Source organism: Streptomyces sp. NBC_01476 (assembly GCF_036227265.1).
In the GTDB taxonomy this organism is placed as follows: domain Bacteria; phylum Actinomycetota; class Actinomycetes; order Streptomycetales; family Streptomycetaceae; genus Actinacidiphila.
In genome coordinates, this window is record NZ_CP109446.1 from 5928933 (window position 1) to 5945223 (window position 16291).

General features: G+C 71.0%; 13 protein-coding genes and 1 riboswitch. Of the genes, 7 read left to right on the forward strand and 6 right to left on the reverse strand.

The window, feature by feature from the left end:
- Positions 1-49 precede the first annotated feature (49 nt).
- The 4 genes from OG552_RS26015 to gcvT form a co-directional block, all read right to left on the reverse strand.
- Positions 50-1435, reverse strand: coding sequence for an L-serine ammonia-lyase (locus tag OG552_RS26015; protein WP_329136898.1), 1386 nt, complete (start codon positions 1433-1435; stop codon positions 50-52).
- Between the two features lie 145 nt (positions 1436-1580).
- The gene (gene glyA / locus OG552_RS26020; RefSeq protein WP_329136900.1) at positions 1581-2834 is read right to left on the reverse strand and encodes a serine hydroxymethyltransferase; all 1254 of its coding nucleotides are present in this window, start codon (positions 2832-2834) and stop codon (positions 1581-1583) included.
- Between the two features lie 189 nt (positions 2835-3023).
- The gene (gene gcvH / locus OG552_RS26025; RefSeq protein ID WP_329136902.1) at positions 3024-3404 is read right to left on the reverse strand and encodes a glycine cleavage system protein GcvH; all 381 of its coding nucleotides are present in this window, start codon (positions 3402-3404) and stop codon (positions 3024-3026) included.
- Between the two features lie 133 nt (positions 3405-3537).
- Positions 3538-4677 (reverse strand): glycine cleavage system aminomethyltransferase GcvT, encoded by a 1140-nt coding sequence (gene gcvT / locus OG552_RS26030; protein WP_329136904.1) that lies wholly within the window; start codon positions 4675-4677, stop codon positions 3538-3540.
- Positions 4678-4860: 183 nt separating this feature from the next.
- Positions 4861-4956, reverse strand: a riboswitch (glycine riboswitch).
- A 123-nt stretch (positions 4957-5079) separates the two neighbouring features.
- On the opposite strand from gcvT, the gene OG552_RS26035 reads away from it, so the two are divergent.
- Both OG552_RS26035 and OG552_RS26040 read left to right on the forward strand, forming a co-directional pair.
- Complete coding sequence (locus OG552_RS26035; protein WP_329136906.1) at positions 5080-5832, forward strand: enhanced serine sensitivity protein SseB; 753 nt, start codon at positions 5080-5082, stop codon at positions 5830-5832.
- A 322-nt stretch (positions 5833-6154) separates the two neighbouring features.
- Entirely contained in the window at positions 6155-6925 is a 771-nt protein-coding gene (locus OG552_RS26040; RefSeq protein ID WP_329136908.1) for an enhanced serine sensitivity protein SseB C-terminal domain-containing protein, read from the forward strand.
- Between the two features lie 17 nt (positions 6926-6942).
- On the opposite strand, the gene OG552_RS26045 is transcribed toward OG552_RS26040, so the two are convergent.
- On the reverse strand, positions 6943-8466 hold the full coding sequence (locus tag OG552_RS26045) for a DUF885 family protein (protein ID WP_329136909.1): 1524 nt from the start codon (positions 8464-8466) through the stop codon (positions 6943-6945).
- Between the two features lie 262 nt (positions 8467-8728).
- On the opposite strand from OG552_RS26045, the gene OG552_RS26050 reads away from it, so the two are divergent.
- The 5 genes from OG552_RS26050 to OG552_RS26070 all read left to right on the forward strand — a co-directional run bounded on the left by OG552_RS26050 (position 8729) and on the right by OG552_RS26070 (position 14935).
- Entirely contained in the window at positions 8729-9727 is a 999-nt protein-coding gene (locus tag OG552_RS26050; RefSeq protein ID WP_329136911.1) for an ABC transporter permease, read from the forward strand.
- Positions 9728-9825: 98 nt separating this feature from the next.
- Complete coding sequence (locus OG552_RS26055) at positions 9826-11571, forward strand: ABC transporter substrate-binding protein (RefSeq protein ID WP_329136913.1); 1746 nt, start codon at positions 9826-9828, stop codon at positions 11569-11571.
- A 93-nt stretch (positions 11572-11664) separates the two neighbouring features.
- Positions 11665-12678 (forward strand): ABC transporter permease, encoded by a 1014-nt coding sequence (locus OG552_RS26060; protein WP_329136915.1) that lies wholly within the window; start codon positions 11665-11667, stop codon positions 12676-12678.
- Positions 12675-13745, forward strand: a complete 1071-nt coding sequence (locus OG552_RS26065) for an ABC transporter ATP-binding protein (protein ID WP_329136917.1) — start codon at positions 12675-12677, stop codon at positions 13743-13745. The genes OG552_RS26060 and OG552_RS26065 overlap by 4 nt, the downstream gene beginning before the upstream one ends.
- Positions 13746-13774: 29 nt before the next feature.
- The gene (locus tag OG552_RS26070; RefSeq protein ID WP_329141137.1) at positions 13775-14935 is read left to right on the forward strand and encodes an ABC transporter ATP-binding protein; all 1161 of its coding nucleotides are present in this window, start codon (positions 13775-13777) and stop codon (positions 14933-14935) included.
- Positions 14936-15124: 189 nt separating this feature from the next.
- On the opposite strand, the gene OG552_RS26075 is transcribed toward OG552_RS26070, so the two are convergent.
- The gene (locus tag OG552_RS26075; protein ID WP_329136918.1) at positions 15125-16291 is read right to left on the reverse strand and encodes a cysteine desulfurase family protein; all 1167 of its coding nucleotides are present in this window, start codon (positions 16289-16291) and stop codon (positions 15125-15127) included.

The following is a 16291-nucleotide window of genomic DNA, read 5'->3' on the forward strand; positions in this document are numbered from 1 at the left end:
GCTCCGACAGAGCTGAAAGACGGGAAGTCCCAGGTCAGGGCCTACCGGGTCAGCACTCGATGACGTTCACCGCGAGGCCGCCGCGGGCGGTTTCCTTGTATTTGACCTTCATGTCGGCGCCGGTCTCCTTCATGGTCTTGATGACCTTGTCCAGGGAGACATGGTGGCGGCCGTCGCCGCGCATGGCCATGCGGGCCGCGGTGACGGCCTTGACGGAGGCCATGCCGTTGCGCTCGATGCAGGGGATCTGGACCAGGCCGCCGACCGGGTCGCAGGTGAGGCCGAGGTTGTGCTCCATGCCGATCTCGGCCGCGTTCTCGACCTGTTCCGGCGTGCCGCCGAGGATTTCCGCCAGGCCGCCCGCGGCCATCGAGCAGGCGGAGCCGACCTCGCCCTGGCAGCCGACCTCGGCGCCGGAGATGGAGGCGTTCTCCTTGAAGAGCATGCCGATGGCGCCGGCCGCCAGCAGATAGCGGACCACCGCGTCGTCCTGGTCGGCCTGCGGCATCCGTGGGTCGGCCACGAAGTCCAGGTAGTAGCGGAGCACGGCCGGGATGATGCCGGCGGCGCCGTTGGTGGGGGCGGTGACGACCCGCCCGCCGGCCGCGTTCTCCTCGTTCACCGCCATCGCGTAGAGCGTCACCCACTCCATGGCGTGCACCGCCGGGTCGCCCTCCGCGCGCAGTTGCCTGGCCGACTGCGCGGCCCGGCGGCGTACCTTCAGGCCGCCGGGCAGGATGCCCTCCCGGGTCATCCCGCGCTGCACGCACTCCCGCATGGCGTGCCAGATCTCCAGCAGCCCGGCCCGTATCTCCGCCTCGCCGCGCCACGCCTTCTCGTTCTCCAGCATCAGCGCGGAGATCGACAGCCCGGTCTCGCGGGAGAGCCGCAGCAGTTCGTCGCCGGTGCGGAACGGGTGCCGCAGCACGGTGTCGTCCAGCTTGATCCGGTCCTGGCCCACCGCGTCCTCGTCCACCACGAAGCCGCCGCCCACCGAGTAGTACGTCTTCTCCAGCAGCACCGCGCCCGCGTCGTCGTAGGCGAAGAGGGTCATGCCGTTGGCGTGGTACGGCAGCGAGCGCCGCCGGTGCAGGACGAGGTCGGTGTCCGGGTCGAAGGCGATCTCGTGGGCGCCCAGCACGTTCAGCCGCTTGGTGGCGCCGACCGCGGCGACCTCGTCGTCGGCGGTCTCGACATCGACGGTACGGGGGGAGTGGCCGGCCAGACCGAGCAGGACGGCCTTCGGGGTGCCATGGCCGTGGCCGGTCGCGCCCAGGGAGCCGAAGAGTTCCGCCCGCAGGGCCGCGGTGTGGGTGAGCAGCCCCTCGTTCTTCAGGCGGTGCGCGAAGATCCCGGCCGCCCGCATCGGGCCCACCGTGTGGGAACTGGACGGGCCGATGCCGATCGAGAAGAGGTCGAATACGGAAATGGCCATGGCGTGCGGCTCCTGACGTCTCGGGTCCAGTCTGCCTCGTGAGCGGCCGCACCCGTCTTTCCTGGGTGCCCTCGCGGAGGAGGCCATCTGCAGGGGGGCGCCCCTCGCGCCCCTTGCAGATGCCGGCCTCCACGAGGGCGGGGGATCACGCGTAGAGGGGGTACTTCCGGGCCAGTGCGGAGACCCGCTCCCGCAGGGGCGCCGGGTCGTACGACGGCTTCAGCGTCTCGGCGATGATGTCCGCCACCTCGCGGAAATCGGCCGCGCCGAACCCCCGCGTGGCGAGCGCCGGCGTGCCGATGCGCAGGCCCGAGGTGACCATCGGCGGACGCGGGTCGTTCGGGACGGCGTTGCGGTTGACGGTGATACCGACCTCGTGGAGCCGGTCCTCCGCCTGGCGGCCGTCCAGTGCGGAGTCGCGCAGGTCGACCAGCACCAGGTGGACGTCGGTGCCGCCGGAGAGCACCGAGACGCCCGCTTCGGTGACGTCGGGGCGGCCCAGCCGCTCGGCGAGCAGCTTGGCGCCTTCCAGCGTACGGGTCTGGCGGTCCCTGAACTCCTCGGTGGCCGCCGCCTTGAAGGCCACCGCCTTCGCCGCGATGACGTGCTCCAGCGGGCCGCCCTGCTGGCCGGGGAAGACCGCTGAGTTGATCTTCTTGGCGTGCTCGGCGGTGGAGAGGATGACACCGCCGCGGGGGCCGCCGAGGGTCTTGTGGGTCGTGGTGGTGACCACATCCGCGTACGGCACGGGCGAGGGGTGCAGCCCGGCCGCGACCAGTCCGGCGAAGTGCGCCATGTCGACCAGCAGATACGCGCCGACCTCGTCGGCGATCCGCCGGAACTCCGCGAAGTCCAACTGCCGCGGGTACGCCGACCAGCCGGCGATGATCATCTGCGGCCGGTGCTCCTTGGCCAGCCGCTCGACCTCCGCCATGTCGACCAGGCCGGTCTTCTCGTCCACGTGGTACGCGGCGACCTGGTAGAGCTTGCCGGAGAAGTTGATCTTCATACCGTGGGTCAGGTGGCCGCCGTGCGCCAGGTCAAGGCCCAGGATGGTGTCGCCCGGCTTGAGCAGCGCGAACATCGCCGCCGCGTTGGCCTGGGCGCCCGAGTGCGGCTGGACGTTCGCGGCCTCGGCACCGAAGAGCGCCTTGACCCGGTCGATGGCCAGCTGCTCGACCACATCGACGAACTCGCAGCCGCCGTAGTAGCGGCGGCCGGGGTAGCCCTCGGCGTACTTGTTGGTGAGCACCGAGCCCTGGGCTTCGAGCACCGCCACCGGAGCGAAGTTCTCCGAGGCGATCATCTCCAGGGTGGACTGCTGGCGGTGCAGCTCGGCGTCGATCGCGGCGGCGACGTCCGGGTCGAACTCATGCAGGGACTGGGTCAGCAGGGACATGAAAACTTCCTGGTCGGGAGGCACGAAAGGCGCGGAGACACGAGGGCGCGCGGACGCGGGGGGACGCGGGCGCGGGCCGGAAGCCGGAGCCGGAGCCGGAGCTGGGGAAGCCGAGGCCGGAGAACCCGGAGCCGGAAAACCAGAGGCCGGAGAACCCGGAGCCGGGGAACCCGAGGCCGGAACCGCCGCTCAGGCAGCGATGAACGCGTCGTACTCGGCTGCGGACAGCAGCTCCGCGCCCTCCTGCGACACCTTCACCTTGAAGAGCCAGCCGCCCTCGAAAGGCGCCGAGTTGACCAGCGACGGGTCGTCCACCACGTCCTGGTTGATCTCGGTCACCTCACCGGACACCGGTGAGTACAGGTCGCTGACGGACTTGGTCGACTCCAGCTCGCCGCAGCTCTCGCCCGCGGTGACGGTCGTGCCGACCTCGGGAAGCTGGACGAAGACGACGTCACCGAGCGCGTCGGCGGCGTGCGAGGTGATTCCCACGGTGGCGGCCCCGTCGGCGGGGGCGGAGAGCCACTCGTGCTCCTTGCTGTAGCGCAGTGCTTCAGGATTGATGCTCATGACGGAATTCTCCCGGATGGGTCGGAGTGCTCGCGCGGGGGCACGCGGCGGTGCGGAAACGGGTGGCCGCGGCGCGGAGGCCGCGGGAGGGAACGGATGGCCGTGGCGCGGAGGCCGCGGCAGGGAACGGAACTCAGCGCTCGCGCTTGTAGAAGGGCAGCGCGACGACCTGGTGCGGCTCCTGGGCGCCGCGGATGTCGACCGCGACCCCGGCAGACCCGGGCGCCGCGTGCGACGCGTCCACGTACGCCATCGCGATCGGCACCCCGAGGGTCGGTGACGGAGCCCCGGAGGTGACCTCGCCGATGACCGCGCCGGCGCCGTCCGTCACCGGATAGCCGGCCCGCGGCACCCGGCGGCCCTCGGCGACCAGCCCGACCAGCGTGCGCGGCGGCTCGGCGGCGGCCCGCTCGGCCGCGGCGGCCAGCGCCTGCCGGCCGACGAAGTCCCCGGGCTTGTCGAACTTGACCACCCGGCCGAGGCCCGCGTCGAAGGGCGTCAGCGCCGTGGTCAGCTCGTGCCCGTAGAGCGGCATGCCCGCCTCAAGCCGCAGCGTGTCCCGGCAGGACAGCCCGCACGGTACGAGGCCGGCCGCCCGGCCCGCCTCGGTCAGCGCCTGCCACAGCCGCTCGGCGTCGGCCGGCGCCACGAACAGCTCGAAGCCGTCCTCGCCGGTGTAGCCGGTGCGGGCGATCAGCGCCTCCACGCCGGCCACCGTGCCGGGCAGCCCGGCGTAGTACTTCAGGCCGTCCAGGTCGGCGTCGGTGACCGCCTTGAGGATGCCGGGCGCCTGCGGACCCTGGACCGCGAGCAGCGCGTACGCGTCCCGGTCGTCGCGGACCCGCGCCTCGAAGCCGGCCGCCCGCTCGGTCACCGCGTCCAGCACGGTCCGGGCGTTGGAGGCGTTGGCGACGATCATGTACTCCTCGTCGGCCAGCCGGTAGACGATCAGGTCGTCCAGGATGCCGCCGTCGGGCGCGCAGATCATGGTGTAACGGGCCCGGCCGACGGCGAGGGCCGAGAGGTGGCCGACCAGGGCGTAGTCCAGCGCCTGGCCCGCCTGCGGGCCGGTCACGGTGATCTCGCCCATGTGCGAGAGGTCGAAGAGGCCGGCGCGGGTCCGTACCGCCTGGTGCTCCTCGCGCTCACTGGCGTACCGCAGCGGCATGTCCCAGCCGGCGAAGTCGGTCATGGTGGCGCCCAGCGCGCGGTGCAGCGCGTCCAGCGCGGTGTGGCGCGGCGCGCTCAGGGGCTCGCTCAGGGGTTCGCTCATCGGAAAAGGGCTCCCAGACGGATCGACGGGTGGCGTGGCCAAGCGGTGAACCTGGCCTCCCCATCTGTCATCGGAACCTGAGAGGTTCACCGTGACCCGGCGGGGCCAGCGGTTTGCACCTTGGGTGGGACCGGTCCGGTACGCGTCAAACGTACAAAGAGCCGGTCCGCTTTTCAGATCTGCCTCGCCCGCGCGGTATCTGTGCCTGAGAGATTCAAGGGAGGGCTTGCTCCTTCGGCGCCCGCCCCGGCCGGGGCGGAACTCTCCCGCGCGGCCTCGAACGGCCGGTATGCAAGTTGTCCGCACATCATTGCATGCCCGCAGGCGGCATGCCCGGGGGCCCGGCAGCCGCTAGGGTTTCCCGGCAGCAGGTCAGTGGCACATGGGCGGACAAGGGTGGACATGGAGATTCCGGCACCGTACACACCGTACATATGGCCGGCCAACGAGCTGGAAGAAGTGCTCACCGCGAGCCTCGGCAACCCCGCGGCCACCCCCCGGCTGCTGGAGGTGCTCAGCCGCTCCCGGGTGTGGGTGCCGCTGCCGAACGGCGGTCACCCGCGGCTGCCCGGCTTCGACCTGCCCACCATGGAGCTGGAAGGCGCGCCCTATGTGCCGGTCTTCAGCTCCGAGCAGCAGTTCCGGCAGGCCGCGGACGGTATGTCCTGCACCATCGCGCCGGTGCACGAGTTCGCCCGCGGGCTGCCGCCGCTGGTCGGCATCGCGGTGAACCCGGGCGGCGCCGTCGGAGTGCCGCTGCCGCCGGCCGCGGTGGCCGACCTGTGCCGGGCGGAGCCCGGCGGGTACGGAGAGCCGCGGTCGGGCGCCCGGGTGCGGCTCTGGGAGCCGGAGCCGGCCGACGAGCCGGTGGACTTCCTGGCCGCGGCCGCCGCCGAGTTCGCGGTCACCCCGGTGGTGCTCACCGCCCGCCGGGCGCTCGCCTCGGTGGAGGAAGCGCCGCCCGAGCTCTTCGTCGGCGTGGAGCTGGACCGCTGGCAGGAGGAGGACCGGGCGCTCGCGATGGACGCGATCGGCCGGGCGCTCGGCGCGGTGCCGCTGCCCTGGCAGGCGCACCTGATCCTGCTCGACGTGGCCCAGGACCCGGTGAGCGACTGGATGCTGGAGCGGCTCCCGCCGTTCTTCGCCCGCGACTGAGCGGCCGGGCCGGAAGCCGACGGGGCGGCCGACGGGGCCGCTGGCAGGCCGCCGACGGGCCGCCTACTGGGGACCCGGCCCGCGCCCCGCCCGTCCCGGCGGTAGCACCCCGTCGCCGGCCGAACACGTATACGCCGCGTATACGCCGTAATTACGCACTCCGGCTTGAGTCGGTCACCGTTCCACCGGGAACACTCGACCTGATTTGATGGGCTCGTCGGCGTATCACCGTGCGCCGGGAGGATCGGGCGGTCACACCAGCCGGACCCCTCGCAAGAGTCGCAAGAGCAGCACACCGGAGCAGGGAAAGGGGCGGTCCCACGTGATCGCGGGCGCGCAAGGCGGCGCGGCGGCGGCCGGCCATATGGAGCAGATGCTGCTCCAGGTGGGCCCGGGCCGGTTCGACGCTTACGAGAACCTGCTCGGATCGCTCGCCGCCGGCGAGGTGTGGATGCTGCTCTGGCACGGTGTGCCCGGTTCTGCCGACGCCCAGTACGGCAGCATGGAGATCAACGGCCACGGCTACGCCCCCTGCTGCACCTCGCCCCGGGAACTGGCCGCCAGCGGCTGGACCCGCGAGCACGAGGTGGTCTCCGGGCGGGACATCGCCCTGACCCTCTACCCCGACCGGTGCGGGCTCTGGCTCAATCCGCACGCCCCCGGCGGCGGTGTCGGCATCCCCTGGCCTGACCTGAGACGGATCGCGGTCGGCCTCGACCTGCTGCCGGCCGGCCCGCTCCAGATCGGCGAACCCTCGCTGCAGATCCCGCAGTTCTACGCGCTTCTCACTCAGGCCGCCCACCGCACCCCGGCGGTCCGCTCGCTGCGCCGGGCCTGGGTCCAGCCGGCCCTCGGCGAGCCGTACCTGGCCATCGGCGTCGAGGTCTACGACTCCTCCGCCCAGGCCGTCGAAGCGGTCCGGCTGATGATGCAGCAGGCGGTCACCGGGGTCCCCGAAGGACTCGCGGTCTCCACCGTGGCGATGGCCGACGCGTACGACCCGGTCGGCATGTGGATGCGCGCCAACGACCAGCCGTTCTTCGACCGTGAGGCGTACAGCGCCGGTGCCGCCTGGGGTCCGTCCCGCCGCTGAACCGCGGGGCGCGGCGGTCACTTCTCCCGGCTGAAGATCCCCTCCAGCAGCCCCAGCGGCGGACTCCCCAGCGCCAGCAGGGACTTGTGGAAGCGCGGGAGGGAGAAGTCCGCTCCCCAGGTGCGCTTGGCCTCTTCGCGCAGCCGCATGATTTCGAGCTTGCCCCAGGTGTAGCGGCCGTAGCCGGCGTCGAAGGTGCCGCGACGGGCCTCGGAGGCGGCGCTGGCGCGGGCCAGATGGGCGTCGCGCATGAAGAGCCGGGTGGCCTCTTCGAGGTTCATCGTGCCGGTGTGCAGCCCGATCGCACAGGTCAGCCGGGTGACCCGGACCAGCGCTTCGAGCGCCACACCGATCGCGAACCGCGGGTCGTGCGCCCGGAAGCCCTCCTCCAGGCAGACCTCCTCGACGTAGTGCGCCCAGCCCTCGGAGAAGGAGAGGCTGTGCAGGGTGCGGCGGACCGGCCCGCGGGCCCGGCGCAGCGCCCTGCCGTGCGCGAAGTGCCCGGGGGAGACCTCGTGCACGGTGATCGACGGCAGGCTGGTGCGGCTGAACACCGTCAGCCACTCCTCGCGCTCCTCGGCCGGCCACTCCGGCTCCGGCGGTGTCACGTGGTACCAGGACGGTGACTCCGACTCACCCGGCGCCGCCCACGTCATCATCGCCATCGACCAGCGGCGCGACGGCGGTGCGGGGCCGACCAGACACTCCCCGTCGGCGTACGGCGCGAGCCCGTGCTCCTTGGTGAAGGCGATCACCTCGTCGGTGAGCCGGGCCGCCTCGGCGATCACCCCGTCGGCATCCGGGTGGTCGGCGAGGAGGCCGGGGATCAGTTCGTCGACCGTACGGGTCGGGTCGAGCGCCCCACAGGCGTCGGTGAGCAGGTCGGTCAGCCGGTCGCGTTCCCGGGCCGCGTCGGCCGCCAGCGCCTCCAGGTCGACCCGCAGGCCCTCCTGGGTGCCCATCAGTGAGGCCAGCGCCTTCTCGCCCAGCCGCGGGTCGGGGTCGCCGTGCTCGGCGGCGTACTCCAGCCGGCCGACCAGCCGGGCGTGCGCGCCGAGCGCCGCGGCCTCGGCCGGGCCCTGGTCCGGATCGAGGTCGGCGGCCAGCCCGCGGGCCGAGCCCAGCAGGGCGGCGGCAACCGGCGCGTTCACCCGGTCGAGGGCGGCCAGTGACGCGTCGATCGCCTCCGGCCAGCGGGCCAGATGCTTGCGGCGGGCCTTGGCCCGCTCCTTGCGGGGCGCGTACTGCCGGTCGTAACAGGCCAGCTCAAGGTTGGACAGATGCGGGTACGGGTCGCGGCGGTGGAGTTCAAGATCACCGTATTGGGTCCGCAGCGACTTCTCGAACACCCGCAGATGCGCCTCGTCGTGATCGTCGTCCAGCCGGCCGGCGGCGCGGCGGGCCCGGACCACTTCCGCCACCGCGTGCCGCACACCGTCCGGCGACAGATCCTGCACCCTGCCGTCGTACTCGTGCAGGCCCGCCATTTCCCGGGCCTGAGGCATCATCAGGGCGTACACCGCGCGCAGCCGCTCGTTCACCAGACGACCGTACCCCGGACTACGCGGGGGTAACGGTCGAAGAATCACCACATCACAGTTGCGCATCCGTTCCCGGTCAGGGCTGGCGGGTGATCGCGGAACGCAACCAGAATCCAGCGGCAAGAAGGCGCTGTGACGTGGCTCGGTCAGTCATCTGTCCAACAACGGCAGACAGAGGTTCCGGCAGCGCGGTTCGTGTAAGAAGCCGCTACCGCGGCGGGCGCGCGCCGGTAACCCGCCGGCGAGAGGGGTCAGTCTCACCATGACCGCACCGATAGAGACCACCCAAGGGCAGAATCAGGCGCAACCTGAGGCTGTTCTGGAGGGTGTCGGAGCAAAGGCGATCGAAGGCCGTTCCCTGGGCCAGATCGCCTGGATGCGGCTGAAACGCGACAAGGTCGCGATCGCCGGCGGTGTGGTGGTCATCCTGCTGGTGCTGCTGGCGGTGCTCGCCAAGCCGATCGAGATGGTCTTCGATCTCGACCCCAACGCTTTCCACCAGAATCTGGTCGACCCCGAACTGCTCGCGCCCAAGGGCGGCTGGGGCGGTATGAGCTGGGCGCATCCGCTCGGCGTCGACCCGAAGTTCGGCCGCGACATCCTGGCCCGGATCATCGAGGGCTCCTGGATCTCGATGCTGGTCGCCACCGGCGCCACCATCTTGTCCAATGTGATCGGCACCGTGCTGGGCGTCATCGCCGGCTACTACGGCGGCTGGGTGGACAGCCTGATCAGCCGGCTGATGGACGTCTTCCTGGCGTTCCCGCTGCTGCTCTTCGCGATCTCCATCTCCGCCTCGCTGCAGGACGGGGCGTTCGGCCTCAACGGGCTGCCGCTGCGGATCTGCGTGCTGATCTTCGTCATCGGCTTCTTCAACTGGCCCTACATGGGCCGGATCGTCCGCGGCCAGACGCTGTCGCTGCGGGAACGCGAGTTCGTGGAGGCGGCGCGCGGCATGGGCGCCCGCGGCCCGTTCATCCTCTTCCGGGAGCTGCTGCCGAACCTCGTCGCGCCGATCCTCGTCTACTCGACGCTCCTGATCCCGACCAACATCCTCTTCGAGGCGGCGCTCAGCTTCCTCGGCGTCGGCATCGCGCCACCGCAGGCCTCCTGGGGAGGCATGCTGACCAGCGCGGTGGACGTCTACCAGTCCGACCCGCAGTACATGTTCGTGCCCGGCCTGGCGATCTTCATCACGGTGCTGGCCTTCAACCTGCTCGGCGACGGGCTGCGTGACGCCCTCGACCCGCGCAGCAAGTGATCCGCAGCGATCCATCGACCCCGGCGTGGCACTCAGCGTGCCGTACGGCGACCACAGCCGACCCGGTGACTAAAAGGAAATGAGGGGCGTAACCCGGTATGAACACCAGAAAGGTGACCTCCGCGCTGGCGCTCGCCATGGCGATGGCGCTCGGCGTGTCGGCCTGTGGCGGCTCGGGCGGGAGCAAATCGAGCGCCGGCAAGAAGGACCAGGCGCTCACGTCGATCGTCAACGCGTCCGACAAGAAGGGCGGCACGGTGACGCTGGACCACTCCAGCGGCCCCGACTCGCTCGACCCGGGCAACACGTACTACGGCTGGGTGCAGAACTTCTCCCGCCTCTACGCGCGTTCGCTGCTGACCTTCAAGCCGGCCGCCGGCAAGGACGGTCTGACCGTGGTCCCCGACCTGGCCACCGGGCTCGGCACCGCCAGCGCCGACGCGAAGACCTGGACGTACCACCTGCGGACCGGTGTGAAGTTCGAGGACGGCACCCCGGTGACCTCCAAGGACGTCAAGTACGCGATCGAGCGCAGCAACTTCGCGCCCGACGTGATGGCCAACGGCCCCACGTACTTCAAGGCGTACCTGGAGGGCGGCGACAAGTACCAGGGCCCCTACAAGGACAAGTCGCCCACCGGGCTGGCCTCCATAGAGACCCCTGACAACCAGACGATCGTCTTCCACCTGGCCAAGCCGTTCGCGGACTTCGACTACCTGGCGACGTTCTCGCAGACCGCACCGGTCGAGCAGTCCAAGGACACCGGCGCCACCTACGTCCAGCACATCCAGTCGACCGGCCCGTACAAGTTCGCCTCGTACTCCGAGGGCAAGGGCGCGACGCTGGTCCGCAACCCGCAGTGGGACAAGGCGACCGACCCGATCCGCACCGCGCTGCCGGACAAGTACGTGCTCCGGTTCAACGTCAACCAGCGGACCATCGACAACGACCTGCTGGCCGACAACCTGACCGTCGACATGGCCGGTACCGGCGTTGCCGCCGAGACCCAGTCGAAGATCCTCGGCAACCCCAAGCGGCTCGCCAGCACCGACGACGCGATCGCCGGCGCCACCTCGTACATGGCGCTGAACCTGAACGTGAAGCCGTTCGACAACGTCAACTGCCGCAAGGCCGTGCAGTACGCGGTCGACAAGGAGTCGGTGGTCAACGCCGAGGGCGGCGCGGTCAAGGGCGACGTGGCCACCACGCTGCTGCCGCCGTCGGTCAACGGCTACACCAAGTTCGACCAGTACGCGACGCCCGGCAACAAGGGTGACGTGGCCAAGGCGAAGGCGGCGCTGGTCGCCTGCGGGCAGCCGAACGGCTTCACCACCACGCTGACCGCCCGTACCGACCGGCAGACCGAGGTGGACGGCGCGACCGCCATCCAGGCCGCGCTGAAGAAGGTCGGCATCAACGTCAAGATCCAGACGTTCCCGGCCGACAAGTACTTCTCCAACTACGCCGGTGTCCCGGACTACGTCCACTCGCACGACATCGGCATGATGATGATGGCGTGGGGCGCCGACTGGCCGACCGGCTACGGCTTCCTCGACCAGATCATCGACGGCAGCGCCATCAAGCCGTCCGGCGGCAACAACCTGATGGAGCTGAACGACCCGGCCATCAACAACGCGCTGGCCGCCGCGATCGCCAACACCGATGCCGCCGCGCGCACCAAGGCCTGGGGCGACATCGACAAGATGGTCATGGCGAACGCCTCCGTGGTGCCGCTGATCTACCGCAAGAACCTGCTCTACCGCCCGGCGTCCGCCACCAATGTGACGGTCACCCAGGCGTACCTGGGCATGTACGACTACCTGCTGTTGGGCTCCTCGAAGTAGCCGCAAGGCCCAAGTACGCACCGAAAGGCAGGTGAAGGCTCCGGCGTCCGCCGGTCCGGCAATCCCGGACCGGCGGACGCCCGCCGGACGGCCGTGACCGCTTACCTCATCCGACGTGTGTTCGCCGCGATACTGCTGCTCGTGGTGGTCAGCGCGATCACCTTCGCGATCTTCTTCCTGGTGCCCCGGCTGGGCGGCCAGACCACGACCCAGCTCGCCACCCAGTACGTGGGCAAGGACGCCAACCCCGCGGCAGTGGCGGCGATCAAGAAGAACCTCGGCTTCGACCTCCCGCTCTACGAGCAGTACTGGCACTTCATCAAGGCGCTGGTGGCCGGGGCCGACTACCACTACGGCCCCGATCCGGTGCACTGCAACGCACCGTGCTTCGGCTACTCGTTCAAGAGCCACATCGAGGTCTGGCCGCAGCTGAAGTCCCGTATCCCGGTGACCTTCTCGCTGGCCATCGGTGCCGCGGTGATCTGGGTGATCACCGGTGTCGCCATCGGCGTGGCCTCCGCGCTCAAGCGGGGCAGCCTGCTCGACCGGGTCTCCATGGGCATCGCGCTGATGGGCGTCTCGCTGCCGATCTTCTTCACCGGCATCCTCGCGCTGAGCATCTTCACCGTGCAGTGGCCGCTGTGGAGCAACGGCATGACCTACGTGCCCTTCACCCAGAACCCGGCGGACTGGGCGTGGAACCTGCTGGTGCCGTGGTGCTCGCTGGCCTTCCTCTACTCGGCGCTCTACGCCCGGCTCACCAGAGCGGGGATGCTGGAGACCATGAGCGAGGACTACATCCGCACCGCGCGGGCGAAGGGCCTCCGCGAGCGGACCGTCGTCGTCAAGCACGGGCTGCGCTCGGCGCTCACCCCGATCGTCACCATCTTCGGCCTGGACTTCGGTCTGCTGCTCGGCGGCGCGGTCATCACCGAGCAGGTCTTCTCCCTGCCGGGCATGGGCGCCTACGCGATCCAGGGCGTGCAGAGCAACGACCTCCCGATCGTGATGGCCGTGACCTTGGTGGTCGCCTTCTTCGTCGTGGTCTGCAATCTGCTGGTGGACCTCGCCTACGCCGCCCTCGACCCCCGCGTGAGGTACTCGTGAGCCCCGCCGACAAGCTGCTCAAGCCCGCCGGCGAACCGGCCCGCCTTGAGGAATCCTTTCTGTCGGTCCGCGATCTGCGGATCCACTTCGACACCGACGACGGCGTGGTCAAGTCGGTCGACGGCCTGAGCTTCGAGCTGGCGCGCGGCCGTACCCTCGGCATCGTCGGCGAGTCCGGCTCCGGCAAGTCGGTCACCTCGCTCGGCCTGATGGGCCTGCACCGTACGGCCAAGGCCCGGATCTCCGGCGAGGTGTGGCTGGACGGCGAGGAGCTGATCGCCGCCGACCCGGACCGGGTACGGCAGCTGCGCGGCCAGAAGATGGCGATGATCTTCCAGGACCCGCTCTCCGCGATGCACCCGTACTACACGGTGGGGGCGCAGATCGTGGAGGCGTACCGGGTGCACAACAAGGTCTCGCGGGCGCAGGCCCGTGAGCGGGCCGTCGAGATGCTGGACCGGGTCGGCATCCCCGAGCCGCGCAAGCGGTTCGCGGACTACCCGCACCAGTTCTCCGGCGGTATGCGGCAGCGCGCGATGATCGCGATGGCGCTGATCAACAACCCCGAGCTGCTGATCGCCGACGAGCCGACCACCGCGCTCGACGTCACCGTGCAGGCGCAGATCCTGGACCTGATCCGCGATCTGCAGAAGGAGTTCGGCTCCGCGGTCATCATGATCACCCACGACCTGGGCGTGGTGGCCGAGGTCGCCGACGACCTGCTGGTGATGTACGCCGGCCGGGCCGCCGAACGCGGCACCGCGGAGAAGGTGTTCACCGAGCCGCAGCACCCGTACACCTGGGGCCTGCTGGGCTCCATGCCGCGGATGGACCGGGACCGCATCGACCGGCTCAACCCGATCAAGGGCACCCCGCCCAGTCTGATCAACGTGCCGAGCGGCTGCGCCTTCCACCCGCGCTGCCCGTACGCCGGGCTGAACGGCGGATCGTCCGAGACGGTCGTGCCCGAGCTGCGGGACGTGGGCGAAGGGCATGTCGTCGCCTGCCACCTGGCCGACGACGAGCGGGCCAGGATCTGGACCGAAGAGATAGAGCCGAAGCTGTGAAAGGCCAGGACGAAGGCGTGGACGAAGCCATGGAGAAGGGCGCGGGCGGACCCGTGGCGGAGCGCCCCGCGCCGGCCGGCGCCGCCCTCGGCGAGGACGCGCCCGCGAGCACGCCCGAGCCGCACCACTCGGTGCCCCGGCAGCCGTCGGGGGAGGCGCTGCTGAAGGTTGAGGGGCTGGTCAAGCACTTCCCGATCACCAAGGGCCTGCTGCGCCGGAAGGCCGGCGCCGTACAGGCCGTGGACGGGCTGGACTTCGAGGTCAGAGCCGGCGAAACCCTCGGCGTGGTCGGTGAGTCGGGCTGCGGCAAGTCCACCATGGGCCGGCTGATCACCCGGCTGCTCGAACCCACGGGCGGACGCGTCGAGTTCGACGGACGTGACATCACCCACCTGACGATGGGCGAGATGCGGCCGATGCGGCGCGACATCCAGATGATCTTCCAGGACCCGTACTCGTCGCTGAACCCCCGGCACACCATCGGCACCATCGTGGGCGCCCCGTTCCGGCTGCAGAAGGTCGTCTCGGAGCAGGGCCGCAAGAAGGACGTGCAGGACCTGCTGGAGCTGGTCGGGCTCAACCCCGAGCACTACAACCGCTACCCGCACGAGTTCTCCGGCGGGCAGCGGCAGCGGATCGGCATCGCCCGGGCGCTGGCGCTGCGGCCCAAGCTGGTGGTCGCCGACGAGCCGGTCTCCGCGCTGGACGTCTCCATCCAGGCCCAGGTGGTCAACCTGCTGGACGACCTGCAGGAGGAGCTGGGCCTGACCTATGTGATCATCGCCCACGACCTGTCGGTCATCCGCCATGTCTCGGACCGCATCGCGGTGATGTACCTCGGCAAGATCGTGGAACTCGCCGACCGCGAGCAGCTCTACAGCACGCCCTTCCACCCGTACACCACCGCGCTGCTCTCGGCGGTGCCAGTGCCGGACCCGAAGCGGCGCAAGGCCCAGCTGGAGGGCGGCGAGGGCGCGTCCGGCGGCCGGATCCTGCTGACCGGCGACGTGCCGTCACCGGTCGACCCGCCGAGCGGCTGCCGCTTCCGCACCCGCTGCTGGAAGGCGACCGAGGTCTGCGCGGTGCAGGAGCCGCCGCTGGTGGCGCTGGCCCCGGGTCACCAGGTGGCCTGCCACCACCCGGAGAACGCGGCCGGTCTGAAGCCGGCGGAGCAGACGGCGACCGTCTGACGGCCCTTCCGGGGGCCGCGCGGGGGCGCCGGAAGGCTGTTTTCAGGGGGGCGGGCCCGCGGGCCCGCCCCTCCGCCGTTCGCCGAGCCGCGCCGGGACCACGCGAGGCCGCCCGCCGGGGTGTGTCCGGTCCTCCCGGCGGGTCCGCGGTGGTTCGCCCGGTTCCTCGCCCCGCTCAGGGGCGCTGTCTCAGGTCTGGCCGGCTGCCCGGGCGCGCTCGACTGCCGGGCCGATCGCCCGTACGACTTCGGTGATCTCGTCGGCCGTCGTGGTGTGGCCGAGCGAGAAGCGCACCGTCGCGCGGGCGTGGGTGGGCGGTTCGCCCATCGCCAGCAGCACGTGGCTCGGCTGGGCCACCCCGGCGGTGCAGGCCGATCCGGTGGAGCAGGCGATGCCCTGGGCGTCGAGGAGGAGCAGCAGCGCGTCGCCCTCGCAGCCGGGGAAGGTGAAGTGCGCGTTGGCGGCCAGCCGGCCCTCGGGCGACGGGTCGCCGTTGAGGAGCGCGTCCGGCACCGCAGCCCGCACCCCCCGTACCAACTCGTCCCGCAGCGCGCCCACTTCACGGGCGAAGCGGGGCTGCCGCTCCGCCGCGAGGGCCGCCGCGGTGGCGAAGGAGGCGATGGCGGGCACGTCCAGGGTGCCGGAGCGGCTGCGCTCCTGATTGCCGCCGTGCAGCAGCGGGACGGGGGTGTCCTCACGCCGCAGCACCAGCGCGCCCACTCCGTACGGCCCGCCGATCTTGTGGCCGGTCACCGTCAGCGCGTCCAGGCCGCTGGCCGCGAAGTCCACCTCGGTCTGGCCGAACGCCTGCACCGCGTCGGAGTGGATCGGCACCCCGAACTCCCGTGCGACCTCGGCGAGTTCGCGGACCGGGAGGATGGTGCCGACTTCGTTGTTGGCCCACATCGCGGTGACCAGGGCGACATCGTCGGGAGCCCGCTCGACGGCCGCGCGCAGCGTCTCCGGCCGCACCCGGCCGAAGGAGTCGACCGGCAGCCACTCGACGGTCGCGTGCTCGTGGTCGGCGAGCCAGTACACCGCGTCCAGCACCGCGTGGTGCTCGACCGGGCTGGCCAGGATCCGGGTCCGCCGCGGGTCGGCCGCACGCCGGGCCCAGTACAGGCCCTTCACCGCGAGGTTGTCCGACTCGGTGCCGCCGCCGGTGAAGACGATCTCGCTCGGCCGGGCGCCGAGCGCGGCGGCCAGCGTCTCCCGGGACTCCTCGACGGTACGCCGGGCCCGCCGCCCGGCGGCGTGCAGCGCGGAGGCGTTCCCGGTCACCGTGAGGTGCGCGGTCATCGCCTGGACCGCCTCCGGGAGCATGGGCGTGGTGGCGGCGTGGTCGAGGTAGGCCAT

Excerpts from the sequence above, each read along its gene's own strand:
- OG552_RS26055 (WP_329136913.1), top strand. The coding sequence starts at position 9,826 with ATGAACACCAGAAAGGTGACCTCCGCGCTGGCGCTCGCCATGGCGATG.
- OG552_RS26070 (WP_329141137.1), top strand. The coding sequence starts at position 13,775 with ATGGAGAAGGGCGCGGGCGGACCCGTGGCGGAGCGCCCCGCGCCGGCC.
- OG552_RS26075 (WP_329136918.1), bottom strand. The coding sequence starts at position 16,291 with ATGGCCTACCTCGACCACGCCGCCACCACGCCCATGCTCCCGGAGGCG.
- OG552_RS26015 (WP_329136898.1), bottom strand. The coding sequence starts at position 1,435 with ATGGCCATTTCCGTATTCGACCTCTTCTCGATCGGCATCGGCCCGTCC.
- OG552_RS26035 (WP_329136906.1), top strand. The coding sequence starts at position 5,080 with ATGGAGATTCCGGCACCGTACACACCGTACATATGGCCGGCCAACGAG.
- gcvT (WP_329136904.1), bottom strand. The coding sequence starts at position 4,677 with ATGAGCGAACCCCTGAGCGAGCCCCTGAGCGCGCCGCGCCACACCGCG.
- OG552_RS26050 (WP_329136911.1), top strand. The coding sequence starts at position 8,729 with ATGACCGCACCGATAGAGACCACCCAAGGGCAGAATCAGGCGCAACCT.
- gcvH (WP_329136902.1), bottom strand. The coding sequence starts at position 3,404 with ATGAGCATCAATCCTGAAGCACTGCGCTACAGCAAGGAGCACGAGTGG.
- glyA (WP_329136900.1), bottom strand. The coding sequence starts at position 2,834 with ATGTCCCTGCTGACCCAGTCCCTGCATGAGTTCGACCCGGACGTCGCC.